Annotated in this window: 20 protein-coding genes and 1 tRNA gene; 11 read left to right on the top strand and 10 right to left on the bottom strand. The window is 45.5% G+C overall.

Features of this window, described 5'->3' with window-relative positions:
* Positions 1 to 216: 216 nt before the first annotated feature.
* Positions 217 to 582 (bottom strand): hypothetical protein, encoded by a 366-nt coding sequence (locus QUB30_RS27145; protein ID WP_333340042.1) that lies wholly within the window; start codon positions 580 to 582, stop codon positions 217 to 219.
* 464 nt (positions 583 to 1,046) lie between these two features.
* Here QUB30_RS27145 and QUB30_RS27150 point away from each other — a divergent pair, with 464 nt between their 5' ends.
* Positions 1,047 to 2,510, top strand: coding sequence for a glycosyl hydrolase 108 family protein (locus QUB30_RS27150; protein ID WP_333340044.1), 1,464 nt, complete (start codon positions 1,047 to 1,049; stop codon positions 2,508 to 2,510).
* Between the two features lie 140 nt (positions 2,511 to 2,650).
* A complete protein-coding gene (locus QUB30_RS27155; protein WP_333340047.1) occupies positions 2,651 to 3,631 on the top strand; it encodes a hypothetical protein in 981 nt (326 codons plus the stop codon).
* A gap of 374 nt (positions 3,632 to 4,005) precedes the next feature.
* Here the strand turns inward: QUB30_RS27155 and QUB30_RS27160 are convergent.
* A tRNA-Glu gene (locus QUB30_RS27160) sits at positions 4,006 to 4,078 on the bottom strand.
* An 84-nt stretch (positions 4,079 to 4,162) separates the two neighbouring features.
* Entirely contained in the window at positions 4,163 to 5,209 is a 1,047-nt protein-coding gene (locus QUB30_RS27165) for a M20/M25/M40 family metallo-hydrolase (protein WP_333340050.1), read from the bottom strand.
* Between the two features lie 59 nt (positions 5,210 to 5,268).
* On the opposite strand from QUB30_RS27165, the gene QUB30_RS27170 reads away from it, so the two are divergent.
* Positions 5,269 to 6,006, top strand: coding sequence for an FkbM family methyltransferase (locus QUB30_RS27170; protein ID WP_333340053.1), 738 nt, complete (start codon positions 5,269 to 5,271; stop codon positions 6,004 to 6,006).
* Positions 6,007 to 6,142: 136 nt separating this feature from the next.
* Here QUB30_RS27170 and QUB30_RS27175 read toward each other — a convergent pair whose 3' ends face one another.
* Entirely contained in the window at positions 6,143 to 7,177 is a 1,035-nt protein-coding gene (locus QUB30_RS27175) for a histidine kinase (RefSeq protein WP_333340056.1), read from the bottom strand.
* Positions 7,178 to 7,863: 686 nt separating this feature from the next.
* The gene (locus QUB30_RS27180; RefSeq protein WP_333340059.1) at positions 7,864 to 9,264 is read right to left on the bottom strand and encodes an S-layer homology domain-containing protein; all 1,401 of its coding nucleotides are present in this window, start codon (positions 9,262 to 9,264) and stop codon (positions 7,864 to 7,866) included.
* Between the two features lie 69 nt (positions 9,265 to 9,333).
* Here QUB30_RS27180 and QUB30_RS27185 point away from each other — a divergent pair, with 69 nt between their 5' ends.
* The 5 genes from QUB30_RS27185 to speD all read left to right on the top strand — a co-directional run bounded on the left by QUB30_RS27185 (position 9,334) and on the right by speD (position 15,761).
* Entirely contained in the window at positions 9,334 to 9,879 is a 546-nt protein-coding gene (locus QUB30_RS27185; protein WP_333340063.1) for a hypothetical protein, read from the top strand.
* Positions 9,880 to 10,322: 443 nt separating this feature from the next.
* Positions 10,323 to 10,805 (top strand): BON domain-containing protein, encoded by a 483-nt coding sequence (locus QUB30_RS27190; protein ID WP_333340066.1) that lies wholly within the window; start codon positions 10,323 to 10,325, stop codon positions 10,803 to 10,805.
* 397 nt (positions 10,806 to 11,202) lie between these two features.
* Positions 11,203 to 12,414 carry a histidine kinase gene (locus tag QUB30_RS27195; protein ID WP_333340070.1) on the top strand — a complete coding sequence of 404 codons (1,212 nt, stop codon included), beginning with the start codon at positions 11,203 to 11,205 and terminating at the stop codon, positions 12,412 to 12,414.
* Between the two features lie 1,484 nt (positions 12,415 to 13,898).
* Positions 13,899 to 14,960 carry a pentapeptide repeat-containing protein gene (locus QUB30_RS27200; protein ID WP_333340072.1) on the top strand — a complete coding sequence of 354 codons (1,062 nt, stop codon included), beginning with the start codon at positions 13,899 to 13,901 and terminating at the stop codon, positions 14,958 to 14,960.
* A gap of 378 nt (positions 14,961 to 15,338) precedes the next feature.
* Entirely contained in the window at positions 15,339 to 15,761 is a 423-nt protein-coding gene (gene speD / locus QUB30_RS27205) for an adenosylmethionine decarboxylase (RefSeq protein ID WP_333237336.1), read from the top strand.
* 84 nt (positions 15,762 to 15,845) lie between these two features.
* Here the strand turns inward: speD and QUB30_RS27210 are convergent, their stop codons facing one another.
* Positions 15,846 to 16,442, bottom strand: coding sequence for a hypothetical protein (locus QUB30_RS27210; protein WP_333340076.1), 597 nt, complete (start codon positions 16,440 to 16,442; stop codon positions 15,846 to 15,848).
* 145 nt (positions 16,443 to 16,587) lie between these two features.
* On the opposite strand from QUB30_RS27210, the gene queF reads away from it, so the two are divergent.
* Positions 16,588 to 17,007, top strand: a complete 420-nt coding sequence (gene queF, locus QUB30_RS27215) for a preQ(1) synthase (RefSeq protein ID WP_333340078.1) — start codon at positions 16,588 to 16,590, stop codon at positions 17,005 to 17,007.
* Between the two features lie 552 nt (positions 17,008 to 17,559).
* On the opposite strand, the gene QUB30_RS27220 is transcribed toward queF, so the two are convergent.
* From QUB30_RS27220 to QUB30_RS27230, 3 genes are all read right to left on the bottom strand, one after another.
* Positions 17,560 to 18,972 carry a cytochrome c biogenesis protein gene (locus tag QUB30_RS27220; protein ID WP_333340081.1) on the bottom strand — a complete coding sequence of 471 codons (1,413 nt, stop codon included), beginning with the start codon at positions 18,970 to 18,972 and terminating at the stop codon, positions 17,560 to 17,562.
* Positions 18,973 to 19,292: 320 nt separating this feature from the next.
* Positions 19,293 to 20,024 (bottom strand): cytochrome c biogenesis protein CcdA, encoded by a 732-nt coding sequence (locus tag QUB30_RS27225; protein WP_445300554.1) that lies wholly within the window; start codon positions 20,022 to 20,024, stop codon positions 19,293 to 19,295.
* Positions 20,025 to 20,620: 596 nt separating this feature from the next.
* Positions 20,621 to 21,325, bottom strand: coding sequence for a pentapeptide repeat-containing protein (locus QUB30_RS27230; protein ID WP_445300555.1), 705 nt, complete (start codon positions 21,323 to 21,325; stop codon positions 20,621 to 20,623).
* Positions 21,326 to 21,925: 600 nt separating this feature from the next.
* On the opposite strand from QUB30_RS27230, the gene QUB30_RS27235 reads away from it, so the two are divergent.
* Positions 21,926 to 22,639 carry a tetratricopeptide repeat protein gene (locus QUB30_RS27235; RefSeq protein ID WP_333340087.1) on the top strand — a complete coding sequence of 238 codons (714 nt, stop codon included), beginning with the start codon at positions 21,926 to 21,928 and terminating at the stop codon, positions 22,637 to 22,639.
* A 78-nt stretch (positions 22,640 to 22,717) separates the two neighbouring features.
* On the opposite strand, the gene QUB30_RS27240 is transcribed toward QUB30_RS27235, so the two are convergent.
* Positions 22,718 to 24,055, bottom strand: coding sequence for a peptidylprolyl isomerase (locus QUB30_RS27240; protein ID WP_333340090.1), 1,338 nt, complete (start codon positions 24,053 to 24,055; stop codon positions 22,718 to 22,720).
* Between the two features lie 119 nt (positions 24,056 to 24,174).
* Here QUB30_RS27240 and QUB30_RS27245 point away from each other — a divergent pair, with 119 nt between their 5' ends.
* Positions 24,175 to 24,726 (top strand): peroxiredoxin, encoded by a 552-nt coding sequence (locus QUB30_RS27245; RefSeq protein ID WP_333340093.1) that lies wholly within the window; start codon positions 24,175 to 24,177, stop codon positions 24,724 to 24,726.
* Positions 24,727 to 24,980 lie beyond the last annotated feature (254 nt).

A 24,980-nucleotide genomic window follows, 5' to 3' on the forward strand; every position in this document is an offset into this window, starting at 1 on the left:
GGGGCTTGAGGATTTTCGATTTTCGATTTTGGATTGATTCCACGGATAAATCACGTGGCGGGTACCATCAAGAAATTTTTGGTCAGGACTTTAGTCCTCATTAAAAAGACTAAATTCCTGACTGCAAACTGCCGGAAATTCGAGCGGCTAAGTCGATCGCGAAAACAGTTTTTGAAAGTGCCTGGATGCTCTACAATCGGGAAAAGTTCAGCGAGGCTACACAACTGTTTGAGGATTGTGTGCGTTTAAATCCGGCCGATGGGGTAGCTGAAATTTATCTCCATCGCTGCCGACAACAATTATAAAAGTAATATAGCCAAAAGCTTTACCGATGCCACCGACTCCAAAAATACCAATTAAAGGATAGGGATCTTCAATCATCGAACTTTCTAGCGTTTGCAGTTGCTGTTGACGATCGTCAAACCGGGAAAAGTCGATCGCTTCACCGTCATCTTGCTGAGCTTGTTGCGATTGTTCGTAGCGACGCAAAACAGCTTGAATATTGCCCTTGGAGACTGGTTCGCACAATATTTGAGAGAGAGTTCGCCACAACTGCGAACCCACTTGTTTGATGTATAGCAATCCTAAATGATTCAGATAAATTTGTAGGGGTAGTGCCTTTCTTTGCCTACCCCCTATCTATCGGGCAACCACGGGGGGATTGCCCCTACAATAATTATGCAAATGATTTAGGATTGCTATAGTCCTATTCGTAACCTAGCTACTGGGCAATTTCCGAGTAGGAATGTTCCGCCTAAGTTTCCAGAAATACAGCAGATTGCAAATCGTTGAGTTTTTGTCCGTGGTTGGCAGCTTGTAAAAGCCGATCGACTATTGTCAGCGCTTCTTGTCCGCTTATCGCCACTACCTTGACTTATTATTTTTAGTTTACTGGCTTCTTCACCCGCTTGCCAGTAGCGTTTCAGAAAACTGTATAAAAACTTTACAAAAGTAACTCACTTTTTCTCACCGACAGGGCGATCGGGCTTTGGTTATCAATTTAATAGCCAGCTTTTAAAACAAGCTGTACTTACTTGAGGTAAATTATGGCTATTAATCATAAGGTTCCGTATTTCAATCAAGAAGATAACGAGATTGAACCTTTGCGTACCTGCGGTCCTGCGAGTGCAGCAATGTGCTTAAAGTATTTTAATGTTCCAGATGTAGGTTCCTTCCCACAGTACGAAGATGACGTTAAAGCACGTTTTGATAGACTTGGCATAGATCACGGTGCTCCCGATGGAATCAGGAGGTTATTAGAAGGTTTAGGGCTAAGAGATAATTTGACCATGAAGGGAAGTCTCTCAGACATTACTCGATCTCTTGATTCTGGTGAAATATGTATATTGCATGGCTTTTGGACAAACAGCGGTCACATTTTGGTTATTCGTGGTTATAACGACAACGGTGACTTTTTTGTGAACGATCCACATGGAGAATGGTTCTACGGTGGGTATAGTATGAATTCACGATTTTCACCAGATAATAAAGGTGAAAATAAACTATACAGTCGCAGGTTGATCTCCTCTGCTGGTAATGCCTTTAGCCTGCGCCAAGCTTTGCATTTTTATGACACTTGGGATAGTAGCAAGATCGAATCTACTGCAACAATGTGGCTACATAGAGTTTCTCATGAGCAAGGAGGCGGCCCTAACCCCGGCGATATATCAGGAAAACAAGATGGGCTATCAAAAAAAATTGGGGAAATTTTGAAAAATAACCGAGTAATTAAGTTGGACGAACTCACTGCTGACAAAGAATTAGTTCGGGAAATCCAAAGCCGACTTAATGCTATTGGTCTGCTGAAATTGTCTGATGTAGATGGAAAATTTGGGAATGTTACTAAGAATGCGCTAACTCGTTTTTGCGATTCAGTATTCCTCAACAACATGGATACTGGCTTATTTGGGAAGACATTCTTTCAAAAACTTATGGATCGCCGGGGTACGCCTATTGTAACTAATTTTCCGATCGATCCGCCAGGTTCTTTGCCGAAAAAACTTGCGATCGCACTTAAATTCACCTTGAAATGGGAAGGAGGCTTTGTCGATAACCTAGTTGATTTAGGCGGGCAGACAAACAAAGGAATTACCCAGGACACTTATAACACCTACAGGATCGACAAAGGACTGCGCACCAAGGAGGTGGAGTTTATTGAGGACACCGAAGTGATGGAAATCTACTCCGAGATGTATTGGAAACCATCTCAGGCTGATTCAATGATATTGCCTCTAGCTATAGTGCATTTTGATACTGCTGTCTTGTTTGGTGTCACGGGTGCTATTTTGTTTTTACAGGAAGCATTAGGAGTTGGCGTTGATGGAATTTTTGGGCTGCAAACTGAAAGTGGACTGCGAGTTAACAATAACAAAGAAACAGCCTTGAATATTATCGATGGCAGAATTGCTTACCATCACAGGAGAGTTAGAGAAAACTCTTCCCAAGATGTCTTTTTGCAGGGTTGGCTGAACCGTGCTAATGACTTGAGAGCTTTTATCACAGGGCTGTAGAGAAAACTGAACTAAATTCGGCAAAAGGTCTGTCCGTTATATTGAGTCGCGATCGCATCTGCTTTTAAAGGCAAGGTGCGATCGCTCTCCAACTTGATTGTCAATACTAATTTTTTCCTTATGTAAACAGGTTTTAAACTATGAACTTACCCGCGATGTTGAATGTGGCTATTGGCTTGTTTTTCATTTACTTAATTCTCAGTTTTTTAGTTTCAGGCATTCAAGAATTAATTGCTACAGTTCTAGAATGGAGAGCTAAACAATTGAAAGAAGCCATCCAAATTATACTTGGTGACAATGAAGCAAATGATCCGTCCGCTAAACAAGCCCAAAAAATTGCTAATGAGCTGTGGAATCATCCTCTGATTCGATCTCTGAATCAAAGAAAAATTCTTCGATGTTCTGTCGGTCCTTCCTATATTTCTTCAAAAATGTTTGCGGCAACATTGCTGGAAATTATCCAAACTGATTACGATTTTAACGCTTCAGGAACAATTGATGACATCGTAGAATCAATCAAGGAGAATAAAAAACTAGACCCAGAAATACAACGGCGGATTTATTCTATCGCTTTAATAGCTCAAAGGAAAGCTAGTGCTAGTGAGAAGGGAATTAAGTCTTTAGAAAAGGAGATCAGAATTTGGTTCGATCAGTCGATGGAGCGAGCATCTGGTGTCTACAATCGGAATGTTAAGGGGTTTACTTTTTTGATTGGCTTGGTAGTTACACTGGCGCTCAATGCTGATACATTCCACATCCTTGAAAGATTAAACAAAGATACTGCTTTGCGCTCTAGTATCAATCAACTTGCCGCTAAAGTTGTTGCTGAAAATAAGGAGCCGAGTTTAAATCAAATTAACAGCTATTTGGATAATATAACTATGCCTCTTGGCTGGTCTACAAGGGAACAATTTAAAAACCAAGTCAATCCCCGATATCCCGCTAAACCTCAACTTGGGGATTGGGTATTAGGAATCATCAAACTTATCTTTGGTTGGCTGTTGAGTGCTGGGGCTATAGCGATGGGTGCGCCCTTTTGGTTCGATCTGCTAGGTAAATTTATTAACGTCCGTAATGCTGGTCAAGTACCTGAATCAACATCTAAGGATAAGCCTAGTTGAGCAAGGTTTGGTGAAAAGCTTTAGCAAGATCCCTCCTGTCACTACTCAAGTCAGCAAAGCCTTTGATTAGCTGTTAAATAGCGATCGCCCCTTGCTTGATTAACCCGTCATGCGATCGCATTTCCTCACCTATCCATCGTTTCACCAGACAACAGGAGATGCCGATAGCAGACAATAACCGGACTTAGGAATCAAAACTAAAGAAACAAACTAAAGAAACCGGGTTTTTGCCGTTGCTGCGGGCTCTCACCAAGTATTCTCGCCAAAAACCCGGTTTCTGGCCACCCGTGCGTAAGTCCTAATAGCAATAGGGGCAGGCAAGATGCCTACCCCACATACTAGATATCACTTTGATATCAGAGTTAAATTTTCAATACCCCCAGGGGAATTCGAATCCCCGTCGCATCCGTGAAAGGGATGTGTCCTAGGCCTCTAGACGATGGGGGCGCGTTGCGTTTGCTTGTGTTCCGCACCTTTATTACCTTAACTAATCTTTCCTAATTTGTCAACTACTTTGGGAAAGTTTTTTTTCTAGTCGTCCCAAAGCTCCTCACAGTAAGCTTTGAGGATACGAGCACAATTGTCGATCGCCCCCAAGTGAGCAATCTCAAAACCGTGGGTGTTCTGGGTGGGGAAAGCCAAACAAGCGGCGCGGGCCACGTGGCCGAACTTCATGGCGATCGAAGCGTCGCTCCCAAAACCGCTAATTACCGCCAACTGCACCTCTACGCCGGCTGCGGAGGCTGCTGCGCGCAGTTCCCCGTTCAACCCTTCATCGTAGACTCCGTAGCCGTCCTGAACCAACAAAACCGGGCTTTCGCCATCTTCGATCGGGTATTCTGGCGCCAGAGGGCAAATTTCCAAAGCGATCAGCGCGTCCAACTGTTGCCGCTGCGAGAAATACAAAGCGCCGATCGCCCCAACCTCCTCCTTCGCCGAAGCCACCAAATAAACATTCACCGCAGGCTCTTTCAAACATTCCGCCAGAGCCAGCAAAATCGCCACAGAAGCCTTGTTGTCGAGGGTGTAGCTCGCGATCCAATCTTTCAACCGCAGCGGGCGTTTGCGGTGCTTTCCCACCACCATCCGCGTGCCCGGTCGAATTCCGGCCTCGGCTAATTCCTCGGCGGTACATTTAGTTTCGATCCAGGCATTTTCCCAGTTGAGGGGAGTTTTTTCCTGCTGAGCTTTTTGCGGGGATTCGTGGGATACGTGGCGGCTTCCGAAGCTGAGAATGCCGCTAATTGTTTGCTTGTCGCCCAATAAATCGACCGCGCCTTCGCCGTAAACCCAAGGGAAGGCGCCGCCCAATTTACGGACTTCTACGCGGCCGCGATCGCCTATTGTTTTGACTAGGGCCCCGATTTCATCTTTGTGGGCGGTAATGGCGATCGACCTTTGGGGATTGCGGCCGGGAATTAGGACGATCGCATTGTCCGCGCGATCGACCCAAGCATTCACTCCCAGGGCGGCGAATTTTTCCATCAACCGCTGGTTAATTTCCGACTCCGCACCGCTGGGGGAGTGGAGCATCACTAACTCTTCGATAGTTTGGAACAGTCGATCGAATTCTAACATTTTTGATTTTCTGGTTTGCTAGCGAAGGTTAATATACAGATAACTATGTTATTTCATTTATGTTTTTCGCTAAATTTTTTCGACTTCTGCAACGACAAACTCGGGCCCGCAAATTAGGCATCAAGTTTAACAGAGTTGCTAACTTTAACTTGCCCGACAATCTGATTGTACTGGCAAAGCGCCAAAATGTAAACTTGCCTTCAGAAAAAGGCATGGATGGAGAATTTATAGAAGTGCTTTTAGACGACTGCTACGGAGTAGAACAATTATCTGAATCGCTGATGACAATTATTGATATTGGAGCCAATGTCGGGTTGTTTCCAATTGCTGCAAGAAACAGGTTTCCCCAGGCCGTGATTCATGCCTACGAACCTAACCGCAACCTGGAAAATTACCTCAAACATCAATCTCAAATCGCAAACTTTACATATTTTCTGGAAGCTGTAGGAGCCGAAAATGGTAAAGTAGTCCTCGACATTCGGGAAGTCTCGGGAAAAACCCGATCGACTGTCAGCGAAAGCGGTGACATACCGATGGTATCATTTCGCAGGGCGATCGAGCGAATTGGCGGCAGCGTGGACTTAGCCAAAGTAGACTGCGAAGGTGCAGAATGGCTGTTATTTGAAGATCGAGATACTTGGCAACTCGTGCAACACCTTTCTGTAGAATATCACTTGTGGTCGGGTCACACTCACGCCGAAACCCGACAAGTTATTGAAAACTTAGGATTTCGGATCAGAAAGCAAATACCAATAGATAACTGGTACGGCGTGATTTTAGCATCCAGAAGCCGCTGAAGTCCTCACTACCAATTTTATAGCGGTTGCGCGAGCGGCATAATATAATTTTCGAGAGGTTTCAATGCAGTCAAAAAACACAACACCAAGCAACGCGTTTTTTCAAAAAAAACGGTTGCTAAACACATAGCTTGGGTTAAATCTTTTCTTGACCTTGATTGAAACGCTGAATTCCTTGATTTTCCTCGAAGCTAACAATAGCATCTTCGGCAAAATTGTGGATGTCGGTGAATGGATCGCGGCTTTTTTGCAAAGGTTGTTCCTTGTTTTTGCGATCGGCAATTTCGCGCTGCAATTTGTCAATAGTCCTTTGAAAACGAGCTGCTTGCCTGAGCATTTCCTGTTCTGAAAAATCCAACATTTGAATCAAGTTTGCTATTTGATATTCTAGGAATTGAGTGTCATAAATATTTTTATGACCTATAATGTTTGAGAAATTATGTGAAGGGTGAAAAACATTTTTTCCGTCGGTAAGGGACAAGGCTGTTTTGACACTCAGTGCTAAATATTTAAACATTTCAGCCGTGGTGTCGGGAATTTTAACTTTCAGGAACATCACTACAGCAAACAAACTTCCAGACCGCAGAAGTCCCCCAAATCCCAACACAGACTTGATTTGGTAGGGGATAATTAAGGAATTTTGTTCGGAAATAAAGGGGCTGCCTTTTGCCTGTGATACGTGAAAAATATTTAATACTGCGGGTTCTAATTGCAAGAACCTTTCTCGCTCAATTCCGAGGACTGTAGGGATGTCTAAACCGAACTGCCGGATTATTTCCGAAATCGCCGGCATTTGAGCCACTAATTTGGCGCTAACTAACGGAATAGCGGTATTTTCGGCTGCTGTATGCCGAGAATTCCACTGCGGTTCTGTGCCTGCTGCTGCTAGCAGAGTCCAACATTTCATGTCGGCGGCGGGGGAATTGCCTTTCATCAAGCGGCGGGCGGATTGCTGTAATGAGTCTTCTAATTCCCCGTAGGGATGAGTTTTGAACAAACGCACTAAGGCACAGGTATTTTCTCCCGTTTCCGAATCGCAAAAATGTTGGTAAATATATTTAACAATCTTCTGACTGCTAGCTTCCATACTAGCGGTATTTCTACCGAACTGGCGCAGGACTAAGCTGCATTTTGCCATGTCTTGCGGGGTAAATAGGTTAATATTGTACATTGAAAAACGCTCTCCCAGAACTCAAACACTCTTTTTCTTTTATCCTTAAGGCCGCTACCGCATCCGGAATCATACTGAGAGTTTTGAACAAAGTATTACTTAAAATATGTACAAAATTTGCCCGCAAAAAGCAGCGGTTGTGTGGAAGGATACAGAAATTAAGATTAAGAATTAAGGCAAAAAAATCTCTCCCGTAGGGTGCACACCGCCACAGAGAAGCCGATGTATAGTGTTTGAAAGGATTTTTTACAATGAAGGAGCGCATAGGGATTAAAGAAGCGGGGTTTTTTAACCGATATCCCTCCCGTTTTACTGCACATTTTTGTCTATAAAACTCGGTTTCTGGGTAAGTCGTATCAAATCCGGTAGCATCGGAATTATATTACCCACAATCAGGAAACGGCAGTGCCGTTTCCCTACAATTAATCAGGGTAGGGAAACGGCACTGCCGTTTCCTGCGTTTATATGATTCCGGTGTTACCAGAATTGATATCATATTCACAGAAATCCTAGAAACCCAAGCTGCAATTTTTCTGGCGGGCGAGCGCGCGCCGATTTGTCAAAACTTGGTACAATTTCGTCAGTCTTGGACGCAAAAACCGGGTTTTGTTACAGAGAAAAAACCCGGTTTCTTGGTATTGGTAAGCAGATGCTTCGTTCAACACTTTTAACCACCCCAAACAACTCTATGGGGCTGGTTGAGATTTGGCTTCCAGGGCATCTTTAGCAGACAATCCCTGATCTTGAACGCCAAAATACCACAAACTAGCAGCAGCTTCGGCTCGAGTCACTGATTTCTTCGGCTGAAACAGAGTAGTAAAACCAAAAACGCGGCGAATATTCGCCAAATCTCCATTGTTGAAATCAGCTAAAACAGCCCGAGATGCCTGGGAATCAATCTTAGAAGCATCTTGAAAACCCCACTTTTCTTTCACTCCCTCAATGTTAGCTGTCGGCAAAACTTGACGAGTATCTAAAGGCACTTTCCAAAGAATCAATGTTTCGCGACTTAAAGGTGCATCCGGGCGAAATTTTACATCTTTAGTTTCCCCCGAAAGCGAACTCGGAATTACACCGGCTTCTGCTAAACCTTGAATTGCTGAAAAATCTGGGTCAGTTTTGGGTACGTCAGAAAAGGCCGCTTCGCTAGAGTCTACTGCTAATCTAATTTGTTTGGCTTGACGGCTAGCATAAATTTGATTGTTAGCTGCTACTAACCAGCGGGCGTATTCGCGGCGCGTGACAATTTTGTTGGGTTTTGGCAAAGTGCTGGCAGTTTCTAAATTAGCATTTTCTGTCGCTCGCACTTTCAGCACTTCCAACTGAGTTAAATCTGCCACATACTGCCGCAACTGTTGAGGAATTTGGCGGTCTTGTTGGCTAACTTTTGCTGATTTTGGCGAGGCGGATGGCGTTGGAGTAGTTCCCTCTGAATTAGATGGAGTTGGTGAAGCGGTTGGAGATGCGCTAGACTCGGAATTATTAGGTTGGGGACTGGCAGCAATTGCTGGGCTTTCTTTGCTGTAGTCGATCGCAAATTCTGTAGAACCCCCTACTTTCTGAGTAGGAGAAAGCGACACTGTTACCTGCAAATTATCTCGTTTTGCTACCAAAGAACCTTGTCCCTCGGCGGTGGGGCGGCTGACTATTTCCCAGTTGCGACGCCCAAACTCTGTGGAGTAAAAGTTCTGAACCGAATTAACCGGATCTGTGCTTTCCCAGCGCAGCCGCACATTTTTTTGCGACGGATCGGTTTGCCCAGCAACTTCGATTAACTCAGCATTAGGATAGAGTGGAATCTCTGTCGGGAAATCGGGAGGAAGTTTGGCGGTAGAGTTTGTCTCAATTGCTGTCGCTGGTGGCGCAGAAGAGAAAACCACGGGATTTTGTTTTAATTTGGGATCGGCGGCTAATGATTCTTCGAGGGCCTTGCTGTTGGGGCTGTTTGCACAAGCTGTGACAGCAGCCAGCATACACACAGCCAGCCAAGTATTTACAGCAGCGAGTATATTGGTTTTATTGGTTTTACTGGTTTTAGATCGACCTTGAGAGTTGCCTCGCCGTTGAGTAAATATAATATTCAGCATAAATCCCCCCTTTGCGGATATATTTCTAGGCTAGCGCAGATCGATCGGGCATATATAATTTTTACCCAAATGAAATTTTTGTATTTACTTCTAGTTACTGCTACATTACTTTTATACCCTGTCAAGTTTGCCCGTCCCGCTGCATCTCAACCAGCCCCGCAGCGGGCCGAAATTCAGACGCCAGAGTGGCAGCCATTTTGCTCGGCGATGGGTCAGTTTGCGATCGATATGCCGGGAACTCCCAAAATTAATTCGGAAACTTTTTCAACTCAAGTTACCGCTCATACATACAGATCGATCTTAAAAAACAAAGAAACTTATTTACTTCAATACTTTGACCTAGATTTCCGGCAAAGCAACAATAATATTAAAATTACTTTAAATAATGCCGTTGATTTCTTTGTCGTGGGGGCGAATGCAAAATTGTTGCAAGTGCGGGATATTTCCCTCGGAGGCTATCCAGGAAAAGAGTTTGAGTTTCAGCAGCTTTCGCCGACTGAATCTGTAGGTGTAGGTCAAGTTTTTTTGGTGGAAACGCGCGTTTACGGGCTGGTTGCTACGACCCCAGAACCCGAAAATGCTCAAAAATTTCTTGACTCTTTTCGTTTGTTTTGAAGCCGGAAGTTCGGCAACCAGCCCTGTACGAGAAACGGATAGATGTTGAGAGAACAGGGAAGAGGGCAAAATTAGTTAGGAGTAGCGATCGAATTTATTAATATAACTTACGCTTTTAAACTTGGTGTAGAGGAAAATATTCGCTTTAGTAACTCAAAATCTCGCAATTAACCGGGTTTCTGAGGAATAGTGCCTCCCCGACTAATTAAGTTAAATAGGAGCTAAGACATAATTTTGTTTTTTGTACTCTATCTAACGACATAGATAAAATTTACACCTGTGGAGCGATGTACCTGCTTCCTCAAGTTTATATATTTGAGATAAGGATTTTTAAATCCAAGAAAAAACAAACGCAGAAAACAAAAACAAAGATTCTGTAGTGCTTAATCTGGCTCAACGAAGTCAGGCTCATCAAAAGCTTACCCGGAGGTTATTAACATATTATGAACAAACTAACACCAATTATCCTGAGCGGCATCCTATTATTTGGAGCTGCTGCTTGCAGCGAAGGAGCTAAAACTAGCGCTGATTCTCCTAACTCTACCACAGAAAATCGCAATAGCCCGCCCCCAGCCGAGACAGTTCAAAAAACTCAGGGTGACGCAACTAGCGATGTTCGCAAAGCACAAGCAAATTCTGATATCAGGGCCAGAGAACAGCGCAACAATGTGACGGGCGGCGATGCAATAAGAGCCGATGGCGACCTTCAAAGTGAAGTGCGCTCGAAGTTAGAAGTAAACATCACTAAAGGTCAGCTAACTGTTGACGCAAAAGATGGGCTGGTCACGGTAGGTGGCACAGTTCCCAATGAAACTGATTTAGCTAAAATTAAGCCACTAGCTAAAGAGATTAAGGGTGTTAAAGATGTCAATGTTACGGCTGTTGTCGCCCCCGCTGCACCCGCATCGCCTAGCAGCAATCAATAAATTAGAAGGAAGAAGTCCGAGGGCAAGAAGGAAGAAGGATTTAGTTATCTAGGAGAGAAGTCTGAGGGAAGAGGGAAAAGTTTGGCATTGTAAGATTGCTTTCGCAGCGGCTCGCAACGCTTAGGTGACTCTACTAGGGAGATCGGGGTTTTAAGTTAAAGAGTTTAAATTTAATTTAAAATTCACGCACTCAAAACTCGCGTAATACCTGCAACTTCCCCTTCCCAATTTCCGATTTCGATGCCGATAAAGAGTTTGAAACCAGCCTGAAGATAGAGCGGGAAGTTATTCCCAGCGACCGATGAAAAATGTTGGGAAAAAATGACTAAATGTGATTGATGGCAGAGCATAAATTCTGTGGTTGTGTAAAAGTAGTATAATTTGCAGGAGAAAAAAAATGGCTTTAGGTCAACACAAGCGAGCTGTAGGATCATTTTCTAATTACCGAGATACGGAACTAGCCCTGATGGAACTCCAAAGTAGCGGGTTTCCGATGAATAAAGTTTCCGTAGTTGGGGAAAATCTCGATAGCAGCGAAATTGCGGGCGCTAGCGCTGGTAAGAGTACCGACGACAAAGTGGGCGGCGGCGCAAAAGCAGGTGCGACAGCGGGAGTAGTGACGGGTGGTTTGATTGGGTTGCTCGGAAGTATTGGGGCCCTGGCAATTCCGGGAGTTGGCCCGGTGATGGCGGGGGGCGCGATCGCAACTCTGCTGGCGGATACTGTAGTCGGAGGCGCGATTGGGGCTGCTGCCGGTGGTTTGGTCGGCGGTTTGGTCGGTTTGGGAGTTCCCGAAGCAAAAGCTAAAGTTTATAGCGATCGCGTCTCGCGCGGTGAATATTTGGTATTCGTAGAAGGAACAGATGCCGAACTTGCCACAGCCGAAGGAATTATGAGCGTGCGGGGCATTCAGGATTGGGGCATTTACGATGTGCCTGCAGACACCGGCCGCAGAGCTGGGGGCCACCAGAAGCGCGCAGTGGGAGTATTTTCAACCCGCCGCGAGACGGAACAGGCGCTGGGAGAACTTAGAACTGCCGGTTTCGATATGAATCGGGTTTCGGTCATCGCCAAGGATGCTGACTCTAAAGGCGACATCGCAGGCATTGACGTGCACGACAGCGCCGACAACAAGGCGGATGAAGGAGCGACTAAGGGCGCACTCACAGGCGGCACTTTGGGCGGTTTGACAGGCTTGTTGGTAGGTCTGGGCCTAGTGGCCATTCCGGGAATCGGGCCGATTATGCTGGCAGGAGCTTCAGCTACGGCGATCGCCACTACACTCGCGGGTACTGCTTTGGGGGCGGCAGCAGGCAGCTTGATCGGAGCTTTAGTCGGTTTGGGAATTCCCGAAGAGGAAGCTAGAGCATACAACGATCGAGTGGCGAGAGGAGATTACTTGGTACTGCTTGACGGCAGCGAAGCTGAAGTCGCTAAAGCTGAAACCATTCTGAGCCGCGGAGGCATTCAGCATTGGAACACCTACGACTATCCCAGCAGCGTCGATAGTGCTCGGGCTGATTACGGCGCTCCTGGCACTCCAGGGGTTGATACTACGGCTGCTATTTACGATCCCAATCAGGGCCTTACCGGCAACCGTCGGGTTTGATACTTCATTCAGACTTTGTTTGGGTATTGTTTCTAATTCCGGCATGATAGTCGCATTCGCGCACTCGGATTGTGGAAAGCGATCGAACCAACACCGGCGAGCTAGGCGTTGTCAGCTTTGCCGCTAAAATTATCTCAAAAGTCGGCTTTTTCTCTGAAAGCCGGCTTTTGTTTTGTTTTGGAAACTGAAAAAAAAGCGACCTGTCAAAAGTTTAATTTTGATTGGCAAGGTGGGCTTTCCGCCGGTGGCTCGATCGGCTCCCTTAATTTTTACATCCTAAACCCGCAGTGTTTTTTTAGTGTGTAACACTCACTACTGCTCGATTGCAAACCCCGCAGTATTATCAAAATTGATGACATAAATTCCAGCAGATATTGCCCGGTTAGTCAAAGAGCGACTATCTTTAATTATGGGGCGGCTACTTTCAGCAACTTATACAGGTGAAATAGGCAGTCCCGCGCGCCGAGTACGGCCTGCGGTGGTCGGCAACTATTAGAATAATAATATTGTCGGAGCCTTCGGGCAAGACTTGGGCTGGTCATTGCTTGGCTGTAGCAACCCAATTGCCGTTGGCAAGACCTGCTAAAGGAATACAGTTTTTCTGGGAATGCCTCAGCGAAGCATTTGAGAAGCCCAGGAAAAGCTTTTATGTCCGGGAGCGCGTCTGGTGTCGGGCGTTCTGTTAATTAGAACCGCAAGCGCTCATGGATCGAGTAAAGATTGACAGCAAGCACAGCAGCGCGGGAGCACGATGGCTCGCGGCGCATTTTTTCGCGAAATCTCAGGCTACTGGCAGCGTATTGCTGGCTTCGCCTGCGACTCGCTCAGCACTCCGAGGGAAACAGCCTTCCTGTTGGATTTCACGCTGTGCGCAGCACAGTGGGGGGAGGTGAAACTAGCTGAGCTGACCGGGCTCTGCTTTCATGGGCGATCGAAGATAGAAGGCACTTATGTAGAAGGCATTCGGGGTTGAAGCTCCGATATCTTGTTTCTTGATTGCACTAATAAATTCGATCGTCTGTACCAGCAATTTTTCGGGTCAGAATGCGGCGCAGAGCGCGCCAGCAATACCCCACATATTCGACGATCGACCTTAACAACAGCGATCCACAACTTCTCGGTATTTTGGTAAAGGGTTAGCAGTTAATAGTTAGTGATTAGCAGTTAGTATAAATACAACTAACTGCTAATCACTAACATCAACCGCCGACTAATTACTAGCAAAATCAGACTTACAGGGCTTAACGCGCCGAGAAATTCGGTTTATTCATGACTGCGCGCTGACCAACCCCAGATTTTTTACGATAAACCCGGTTTCTCGTAAGTTATAACTAAGTTAGCAGGGTGATGCTAGGAATCAACCAGTTGTGACAACTGTTACGCTCGGCAGTATTGGTTGAAAAAACTTACTGCCAAACACGATAGTACAAACTTTCAGACAACATAGAACATCGAGAAATTAAGGAAACTCACTCAATTTTTTTATGAATTTCACTGAGCTTTTAAGTGCCGATGAACTTTTAACTAGACATAGAAATGGGGAACGAGATTTTCGAGGGGCTAACCTCATTGCAGCTCATTTGAGTGAAGCTAATCTCAGTCGAACAAATTTGAGCAGCGCTAATTTGAAAGAGGCCAACTTAATTAGAAGCAAACTAATTGGAGCTAATTTAAACGGTGCAGACTTGAGCGGGGCTAATTTATCTAAGGCGAAATTAATTGAAGCTAACCTCGGCAGTTGTAGTTTAACTGGAACTGTGGCGCTCGCAGCAGATTTTAGCGGAGCCAATCTCAGCGGAGCAATATTGTCTCAGGCTGACTTGAGCAAAGCTGTGATGACTGGAGCCAGCTTAGTAGGAGCTTGTTTGCTAAGCGGCTCGAAACTAACTGAGGCTAATTTGAGCGGGGCGACGCTGAGCCGAGCAATTATGAGCGGGGTTGATTTAAGCAGAGCAAATCTGACTAGAGCGATTCTCAGCGAGGTTGATTTGAACGGGGCGAACCTGAGCGGAGCAACTTTAATTCGGGCTTATCTCAATCGCGGAAATCTCAGCGGTGTCAATTTGGTTGGAGCAAATTTGAGCGAAGCAAGTCTGCGGGAGGCTTGTATTTGCGCTGCTAATTTGAGCGGTGCTGACCTGAGTGGTGCTGACTTGAAAGGAGCTAATTTAAATGGCTCTAATTTGAGCGGTGCGCACTTGCAAGGAGCTAATTTGAGTCAAACCAATTTGAATGGTTTGATTCTGCACAATGCTGATTTGAGAGCTGCAAATTTGAACAAAGCTTCTTTGCGGGGAGCTAATTTGAGCGGTGCGAATTTGTCGGGTGCTAGCTTGCTGGAAGCGGATTTGCGGGGGGCTAATTTGAGTCACGCCAATTTGTCGGGAGCCGGTTTGCTGCTGAGTTCTCTGACCGGGGCGAATTTGACAGGAACTAATTTGTCGGAGGCTAATTTGATTGGGGCGAGCTTGAATGTTGCTAATTTGAATGAAGCAGCTTTGGGCGGGGCGATTTTGCCGAATGGAGCGACTCACAGCCGGGATTGATAAGTTGATTAACCATAATTAAGTAGCTCAACCTTAAAAAACCGAAGACAGAGAAACCCGGTTTATGTAGGGGCGGTGCCAAGAGTGCCAGCCCTTGCTGGTTTCTGGCTTCTCCATCGCCAGGAGCAAATTAAGGCGGTTGGGCTTTAACCGCATTCTAGCGAAAGCCGATTGCGGCAGGAAATATCGATCGCCCTTATCGAACTCCAATCGAACTCAACCTGCACTCGACCAGGGCCAAAGTACCAAAAAAAACCCGGTGCGATCGCGCTGGCCGCTATTTTTGAAATATTTTTAGAATTTACTTGAAAATTTACGGACACCGTGCTATCGTCAAAAGGTTTGAGACATTATGAGTTAGAGGTAAAACCCCGCAGAATGAAACAATTGGGAACCCATCTGGTCGCTGATGCTTGGCAGTCTCCAGGAGACCTGCTCAACGATCCTGAACGTATCCGCCGCGCCATACTCGATGCGATCGAAGCCGGAGGAGCTACTCTCATCGATTTGTGCGTACACCAGTTTAGTCCTCACGGAGTGACAGCTACTGCTACTTTGGCAGAGTCTCATATAGCGATCCATACTTGGCCTGAACACGGTTATTTTGCTGCAGACTTATTTTTCTGCGGGGCCGGCGACCCTCACCGAGCCATGAAGGTGCTACAGACAGCTTTGGAAGCTAAACAGGTAAAACTCACTGAGTTTACGCGCGGTTTCGAGCCCGGGGTGGGCATCCTAGAATCTGCTTGTGAAGAGCAGTATGCGCCTCGTGCAGTAGAAACGAGTGCCGCCAGAGTATAAGGGCTAATTAGCGTAACTTTCAACATTTTATGCTAGGTTCTGCTTAAAATCCCACGCTTCGAGTCGTGGGATTCTTGTTGAAATTTACTTCCCTTTCAACAAAGGGCGAACCACTAAATAACCTGCGCCGAAGGCGGCAATGACAATCAGAAAAATCGCGATTGCCAACCACAATCCGCTTAATTCGGAGGTTTTCTTGGGTTGAGAGCGCACGCGGTAAGGAGTTTCCGGCACCTCTGTAAATAATTTTTCTGGAAGTTTCTCCGGCATCGGGGAGGCTGTTGGCTCCGGTTCGGGTAGGGGAAAGGGGAAAGCCACTGCCTGAGGTGGTTGAGGTACGGCAGAGTTAGTCGGCAAGGTTGCAGGTGCTGGAGGCGGAGGTTGAACGCTGAAATTGAATTTGACTGACGGCATTTGAGGCATCCCTGTCTGGGTGACGCTCTGAGCCGAGTTGACTACTTGCTGTAGCTGTTGGGATACTTGAATTACTGTTTCTACTTCTCGCCGCAGTTGTTGATTTTGTTGGACTAATTGCTGATTGTGGGTTTTGAGGGAGTCGAGCATCGCTTGGGCTGCTTGCAGCTCCGCCGTGACTTCTCGATAGAGGGAAATCGGTACCGATGGAGAGTAACTATTTGAGTTTTCAGGGGAAGTATTGTCAGATAAGGTAGTATTTTGCATAATTGTAGATGGCGAGGGTGAACTTGTTTTAGTTTAGCCTGAGAGTATTTGCAATTAGATCGATCGCAACACAATTCGTCAAGATATTTGTTACAGATATTGAACGTAAATTTAATTTAATGTTACAAGTTTTTAGTGAATCGCTATGAACAACCACGCAACGGAACAAACTATGTCGCAAAAGTCAAGCACCGAGGAAATGAAATACGGCGAACGCCAGATTTTGGAAGGCGAGTTAATTACTTTTCCCAATCCGCGAGTCGGGCGGCGCTACTCGATTAACATTACGTTGCCGGAGTTTACTTGCAAGTGCCCATTTTCTGGCTATCCAGATTTTGCGACAATTCACGTTACTTACGTGCCAGACGAGCGGGTGGTAGAGTTAAAGGCGCTGAAACTTTACGTTAACAGTTATCGCGATCGCTACATTTCTCACGAAGAATCGATCAATCAAATTTTAGACGATTTTGTGGCAGCTTGCGCGCCGCTGGAAGCGACGATTAAGGGCGATTTTTCGCCGCGGGGGAACGTCCACACCGTGATTGAGGTGCGGCACCAGAAGTAGGGCGGGTATTAAGCTGGTGTGTCATTGAGATTTAATTGTGGGGTGGCGTCGAAGCGCACCCCACAATAGTTTTAAGAAATAGGATTGTTAATAAAATTAGTAAGTAATGGTAGGGTGCGTCAGGGCAGCCCTCTCAAGGTAGTCAAAAAGTCGTTCAAACGCTGAAAATATCCTAGTTTGTAGGGTGTACACTCGCCATCGGTTGAGTTTGTCGCCCACCGGAGAGTACCGATTGACGGACGTTTCAGCGTTTTGATTTTGAAACCAAAACTCCGTAGAGTAATTTTTATTACTTGAAATGTGAAAAATCGGAAGGTGAAATAAGTTGTCGCGCATTTAAATTGTATATTCTCCGCGGGCGGGACGCCCACCCCACAAGACTTGGATTTTTTTTTGACATACAATTTAAAAGCCGCAACAGCTTAGAGGTTTTCTGCTGTTCTCCGGTTCACATTAATCACCTCGACAAATCTGGCAAGGCGCAGCCTACAAACTCAACTAATCTTTTTGATATTTATAGTTGGTGTAAGGTGCGCACTGCGCACCCTACGGTTAGGTTTGACTTGCAACAGAAGTCTCAGTAATCGCACTTTTTTCCTCTGCTGTTTTCGATTCTGCCAACTTGTCCAAAATCTCCACAACTTCTCTTTCAAAAGTCACCTGGGCGCGATTTGTGCGTCCGCCGACGAATAGTTTGCCGTCCTTTTCCAAAGCCCAAATCTGCGAGTGAGACAGATAGCTCATCAGCACGCTGAGCATCAGCAGCCCGAAGCCAGTATAAACTATAGGAATGCCCGGATCGGCTTTAATTTGCAATCCCGTACTGCCTACAACTTCGTCAATTGCCAGCATCACTCCGTTAACTTCCACCGCTGTGCCGGCGCGAACTGTAGTTAACAATTTGCCATCCGTACCGTACACTAACATCGTTCCTTGCAAGTCTTTTGCTAGCAGAGAAACTCCTGCACTCAAATCTGGTTTTGTCGGAATCCAAGCACCCCAAATTCTGCCTTTACCTTGAGTGTCTAACTGGGCCATTGGCAATTGTAAAACCGGGCTTTTGTTGAGGCGAACTCGCACGGCGGCTATTGCCCAATCTGCTTGATAAAAAGTGACTCCCCGGTATCTGAGGGGCTCGTTAACGTGAATGGTTTTGCGATCGACCTCTTGGCCTGTTTTGTCCAAAACTGACAGATCCGAGTAAAATTGGTCTATGCCGCCTTCGGGAGTATAATCAATCCAAAACCGATTAACTCGCATCGACCAATCCTTCGGTATTTGCGGCCCGGCCCAAGGCCCCGCATCCAGGATATTCTGCACCTGAAATGTTTCGCCGCTGGGAACAATTTCTTGACCGAGAAATCCCGTCATTGCGCCCCATATCGACCCAGCTAAAATAATTAGCATACTGGCGTGAACAATAATCGGGCCGACTTTGCCAATTATGCCCTTGCGAGCATAAACTTTTTCGCCTTCTCGAAATATGCGGTAGTTTTTTTGCTGCAAGAGTGGTTCTAATGAACTTAAAGCAACTGTTTCTAATTCCGCACTCAGAGCTAATTTTTCAAACTGCTTTGGTTCTTCATAAAATTTCCAGCGGCGGGCGGCTTTTAATGCGGGAAATTGTCGGGTAAATGTACAAGCTGTTAAGCTGCTGCCGAACAAAATTAGGATTGACAAAAACCACCAAGTCCGGTATACGTGGTCTAGTCCTACAATTAGCACAACTTTCCAAGTTAGGAAGCCGAACAAAGCCGGGTGTTCTGGATAGTTAGATTGGTAAAAGGGTACTGATTGGCCTTGTTCGATGACGGTGCCAGAAATGCTGAAAAATGCGATCGTCAGCAGCAAGATAATTGCCAGCCGCAAATCTGCTAGCACCGGCAAGATTTCTCGCTTGAAAAATCTTTGAGGGGCAGTCGCCCATTCTGATAGTTTAGATAGAAATACTTCTTTTGATGTCATTGGTAATTATGGAGGAAGTTCGGTAACAGATTATGTAAGTGATGTAAGGGATGTCAGGAAGTTCGGCAACGGATTTTGTAACGGATGTAACGGATGGAAGAAGGAAGAAGGAAGAAAAAGGAGGGAAAAACAAAAGATGAACAAAATATTATTATTTTTATTGAGCAAATCTCAATCAATTTTGAATTTTTTCTCTTTTATTTCTTTCTTTCTTCCTTCGTGTTATTTGCGTCTTCGCGGTTTGTCAAAAAAACTTAATTCACGCATTCCGTAGTGTTTGCTATATCCTTAAATAAGGACTGAAGTCCTTACTACGAAGCTTACACAGGAAGTATGCGGGAAAGCAGAGAGAAAACGCCAAATCCTACTAGCAAAACGCCGCTAACAGGCGTAATCCAACTCGACCACCTACGCAATTCTAACAACTTTTTAATGCTAGCAGTAAAAGTACCTGCTATAATCAGCGGAGCGACGTAGCCAGCAGCGTAAAACAGCAGCAACACACCACCTAAAACGGTATCTCCCGTTTTGGAAACCCAAGCTAATAGCGTAGCTAAAACCGGCGTGCTGCACGGAGACGCTACTAAACCAAAAGTTAATCCCAATAAGTACGATCGCACGCCCGCCGGTAAATCTTTCGGCACCCACCCCACAGCGTCGAAAGACGGCATTTGTAAGGGTAAAGCTTCGAGTAAATTCAGCCCCATTAGAATAGCAATAATGCTGACAAGAATCGGTAAACCCAGGCCAATTTTCCCATAAACTTGTCCGGCAAATGATGCCACAATACCTAAACCTGCGAGGGTTGTGGCCAATCCCAGGGAAAACCAAGCCGACTGGGCGGCGGCTTGCAGGCGGCTTTTTGCTTCGTATCCGCCGATGTAACCGATCGTGATCGGCAACATTGAAAGCATACAGGGCGTTAAGCTCGTTAGCAACCCTGCCAGAAAGATGACTCCGACGCTGACTAGACTGAGGTTTGTCAGTTGAGTATTTACTAAATTATTAGCAAATTGTGCGAGTTCGTAAAGTTGAGTTTGCAGGGTTTCCATCAGTCGATTTTAGATTTTAGATTTTAGATTTTAGATTTTAGATTGACTCCACAGCCGATCGATTTTAGATTTTAGATTTTAGATTGACTCCACAGCCGATCGATTTTAGATTTTAGATTGACTCCACAGCCGATCGATTTTAGATTTTAGATTTTAGAGGGACTCTACAGATGAATCTGGGAGCTTAAACTAAATATCTAATATTTTTGCTCTTCACGACTCCTGTCGGGGGCTGGTATCCCTAGGCAGGTGACTTCAGGTTCGGGGCTGTTCTGGCTTTGTTGAAAATTGTAACAGATGCGCGCAGGTTCGGTTTGAGATTTAAGATTTTAGCGATATTTACTGGTTGGGAGCTAAAAGGTCGATCGCACCCTGGCTTAAATTGATATCTTGACAGCATCCTCAACAAGCTGTTGGCAACGGGCGCTGCTTGGGAGTTGAAAGGTCGATCGCACCCTGGTTAAATTGATATCTTGACAGCATCCTCAACAAGCTGTTGGCAACGGGCGCAGGGTATTGCACCAGATAATTCCTTGACTGCGAAATCTGCCCGAAAGCTTGTTAGGCAAATTATTCAGACAGACTTTAATTTAACTTTACTTTAAATTAAAGCCACTTTCTTCATTAATAGACCCGTCTGGCATTATTGCCCCGGCCAGCACCGCACCTCTGAGATTTGCTCCTGCTAAAATAGCGCCTTCTAAATTAGCATTGCTCAAATTTGTGACTTGTTTGGAACCTCGGAAAAAGAAGCTGTGCAAGTCAGCACCAGTCAAATTACTGTCGGCAAAATTAGCATATTGCAAATCAGCACCGTGCAGCGTCGCATTCGTTAAATTAGCTTGGGTGAGATTGCTTCCCCAAAGTCTAGAATCTAACAAATTAGCATCTTGTAAATTGGCGCGACTCAGATTTGCCAAGGTCAGATTAGCATCCCACAATTTTGTGGAGTTAAGATTAGCTTCTGTCAAATTTGCTCGACTCAGATCCGTGCCTAAAATATCAGCATTTGCTAAATTAGCCCCGCTGAGGTCTGCCCCTGAAAGGTCAGCATTTTTTAAGTTAGCACCGGACAAATTTGCGCCGGACAAATTTGCGCCGGACAAGTTGGCTTCTTGGAGATTAGCTCCCCGCAAATCGACAGCATTCAAATCGCACTGCTTCCACAAAAAACTGACGCACCAATTATCTTTTAATAGCTGACTCAAATCCTCCGCATTTGCTGCCATAACAGGAGGAGTTAAGTTGAGAGTGAACAGGACGATCGCCAACACTGTTGCGAACCAAATTTTCAACCTCATAACTCTTTTCATTGACACTAATTTGCGCCATAAACTATTGATGTCTAATCAAAGCATAACAAATAACCTGCAACTTTCCTCAGCAAGATTACTCAAAAATATTAGTGAAATGTTAATCAGGGTGGGCGCAGGCACAAACTTAACTCAGGCAGTCTTAGACGCGCTTTGAGTGAGAAACACGCTTGCTTCACAGATGCCTGGCTGCCAAACTAATATTTTTCCGAAAAACCCGGTATAAGATGACCGCAAGCTCGATCGGGATTTACGGACAGAATATCGCTACAAAGTAATACTGGTGGCGGGCAGTTGCGATCGCTCCTGCAGGGGCATACCTGCAAACAATCCTGGTAGGGACTGCTGAATATGGGAATCAAGAAACCGTTCAGCTAGCCTAAAAAGCTTATATTTAAACGGTTGTAGGCTTAATTTTTCTTAATTGCGATCGGCATCACTAACTAAGCCGAACTCTCCTCACACAACTCAAGCCCCAGCATCACCGAATCTCATCAAACATATCACGTTCCTGAGAGTATGGATATCACTGCCAATATGTAAAATATCGAGGAAAATGAGAGCATACAGTTGAACATTTCCCCTCTCATGCCTACAATCCCCATTCTCCCGAGCCAATTAGTTGTCACAACTATTTTCCATTCGATCGAATCTTTGCGATTCCCTAATATTGCAGGCAAAGTATTTTCGGCCGAGCAAGCTGAATCTCGACAAGAGGCAATTTTAAAAGCTAGCACCAGAAAGTTTTACACTCAGGGTTTAAAAAAGCTCAAACAACAAGACTTGCACGGTGCGATTAAAAATTTTACTGCCACAATTAACATTAATCCGCAATTCGCGTCAGCTTACAACGATCGAGGTATGGCCCGCTATAAATTAGGCGAAAAACAGTTTGCCGTAGAAGATGTAACTACCGCCATCGAACTCAATCCTTGCCGAGCCAAGTATTACAGCAATCGAGGGTTTATGCTGACTCGTTTAAAAGATTATACTGCGGCGATCGCCGATTACAACTCGGCACTGCGGCTCAACCCCAATTTCACCCAAGCTTATTTTAACCGAGGTGCTATCCGCCTGCAAATGCAAAATTCCCTGGCAGCACTAGCTGACTTTGAGTCAGCAATTCGCCTCGATCGCGATTTTGCTAAAGCTTACTTCAACCGAGGAGTGACTAGATATAAATTGAGAGAGGTTCAGGGAGCATTTGAGGATTTTCAGAAAGCAGCAGGGCTTTTTAAGCTGCAGGGGAGAATGGATTATTATCAAGATGCAGTTTCTAAAATTACAAAGCTATGGTATTAGTTGAATTGGGAATTGGGAATTGGTAAGGTGCGCACCGCGCACCTTACAGCTATAATTATTGCGTCAGTCTTGTTAAAGTTAGCCAATACTCAAGGCGGCGTCTCTGGAAGGCAAGTTATCGGCAACGACAGCATTAGAAAAGTTAATTGCAAAAGCAGCATTTTGAACGGCTGCGGGGGTGGCATTTTGAACGACACCCAAAGTCACTCCTCCAAATTGAATGAGTGTGTTGCTGCCTGATTGGGTGAATGAGGTGTTGGATAAACCGCTGGTTAAGCCAATACGATCGCCATCTCCCGGCCTAAAATCAAGAATTATATCGCTCGTCCCATCCAACTCCAGATTTTCACCCGTAACCAGAACAAACGTATCAGTACCGCCACCGCCGGTGAGAGTATCGCTGCCAACATCGCCGATTAAAACATCGTTACCATCGCCGCCGATTAAAACATCGTTTCCTCTGCCACCCCGCAAAAAGTCGTCACCAGCATCACCATTGAGATTATCGTCGCCGAGATTTCCGTTGATAATCTCGTTGCCAACACCGCCGCTAATGGAGTCGTTACCTTTGCCACCTCGCAAAAAGTCGTTACCCACTTCACCAGTGATGGTATCGTTACCTTGGCTGCCGTTAATTGCTTCATCCGTGGGTGCACCGAGGATGCGATCGTTTGCGCTACCTCCCACTACACCGCCGGGATTTTGCTGAGAGTCTTGGGAAGTGACTTGATAGTTGTTCGGGGTGTTGGCCAATCTGAGGGCTCGCAAAGGCAGATTTACCAAATTGGTACTGTTAATGAAATCGTTGAGGAACTCAACATCGGTAATGATGCTAGAAACCCGACTGGGGACGATTCCTTGAACGACTTTTGCAGTCGAAATGCGATCGCCCTGCTGCACCGCATTCACCGTTTCAAAACCTTGAACAACGTTGCCAAAAACAGCATATTTACCATCCAAAAACGGCAAAGCATCCAAAGCAAAATAAAATTGCGAAGAAGCCGAATTCAAAGCATTAGAACGAGCCATTGCCACTGCCCCGCGAGTGTGCGGCAACTGTGGCGTCTGGGTGACAACTTGGTTGTAAACAGGTTGCGCGGCCCCTTGCGGCTTGATTTCCAAAGGAATAAAACGCGCCTGATTGGTATCCGGGTCAATAAAATCACCCGCTCCCAATTGACTTGCCGGAATTCTCGTATCCCTGCTGCGCGGATCGCCTCCTTGCACCACAAAAGGATCTGGCTGACGCTCAACTCGGTGAAACATCACCCCGTCGTAAATGCCGCGTTCAACTAAGTCAACAAAATTTCCCCCAGTAATCGGGGCATTAGTGCCGTCTACTTCGATCGCAACGGGTTGACCGTTAATTATCTGGACTACTATAGCTTTGCCTGTTAACGGGAGTGCAGCGCTCATGGGTAAATTGCTATTTGAGTGAGTGATATTGGGGTTTTAGAAGCAATCCGCGAATTGCCCTTACCCATTTAATCAGAAAACTGTTAACTTGTGTTAAGTACAGTTCTACTTCTAAATTTATGATGTCTCGCCGCAAGTTTTTTATCACTTTATTGGCAGTTTGTCTAGCCTTTCTAAGTTTTAATTTTCCCTCCCCCGCCTTTGCCCTCGGCGGCAAGCTTCCTCCGCTAAATCAACCAGCGCCGGAGTTTTCTTTGCCGACAAACAGCGGAGACGGACAAGTCTCCCTCTCCGATTATCGCGGTAAGTGGCTGGTAGTCTATTTCTATCCGAAAGACTTTACATCGGGTTGTACGATCGAAGCCCGGAGATTTCAGCAAGACTTGCCGAAATACTTGGCAAAGAATACTCAAATTATCGGCATTAGCGCTGATGATGTCAACTCTCACGCGGAATTTTGCGATTCGGAAGGTTTAAAATTTCCCCTGTTAGCTGATACCGACGGCAAAGTGAGTAAAGCTTACGGTTCTTGGATGAGTTTTATCTCGGCGCGACACAGTTTTATTATTGACCCTGAAGGCGTTTTGCGGGAAACTTTTGTGAAGATAAATCCGGCTATTCACTCGAAAGAAGTGTTGGCTCGTTTGGGGGAATTGCAGGTGAACGGGTAATACCATTTTAGATTTTAGATTTTAGATTAGAATAATTGGGAATGACTGATGAAGCTTGTGTTTGCAGGTTGATTTGATCTCACATCTTGCATCCTTCTCAATAATCCTTTTTTGGGTGGGTTCTCCTGCCCACGCTACCAGAAAATCTACTCTTTGTGGAACGGGCCGGAGAGCCCGTTCTTGACAATGGTGCAACATCTCAGTTTTACGGGAAATTATGGCTGGTAATGTGACAAGCAATATCAGAGTAAATT

Origin of the sequence: Microcoleus sp. BROC3 (genome assembly GCF_036702515.1) — a bacterium.
In the GTDB taxonomy this organism is placed as follows: domain Bacteria; phylum Cyanobacteriota; class Cyanobacteriia; order Cyanobacteriales; family Microcoleaceae; genus Microcoleus.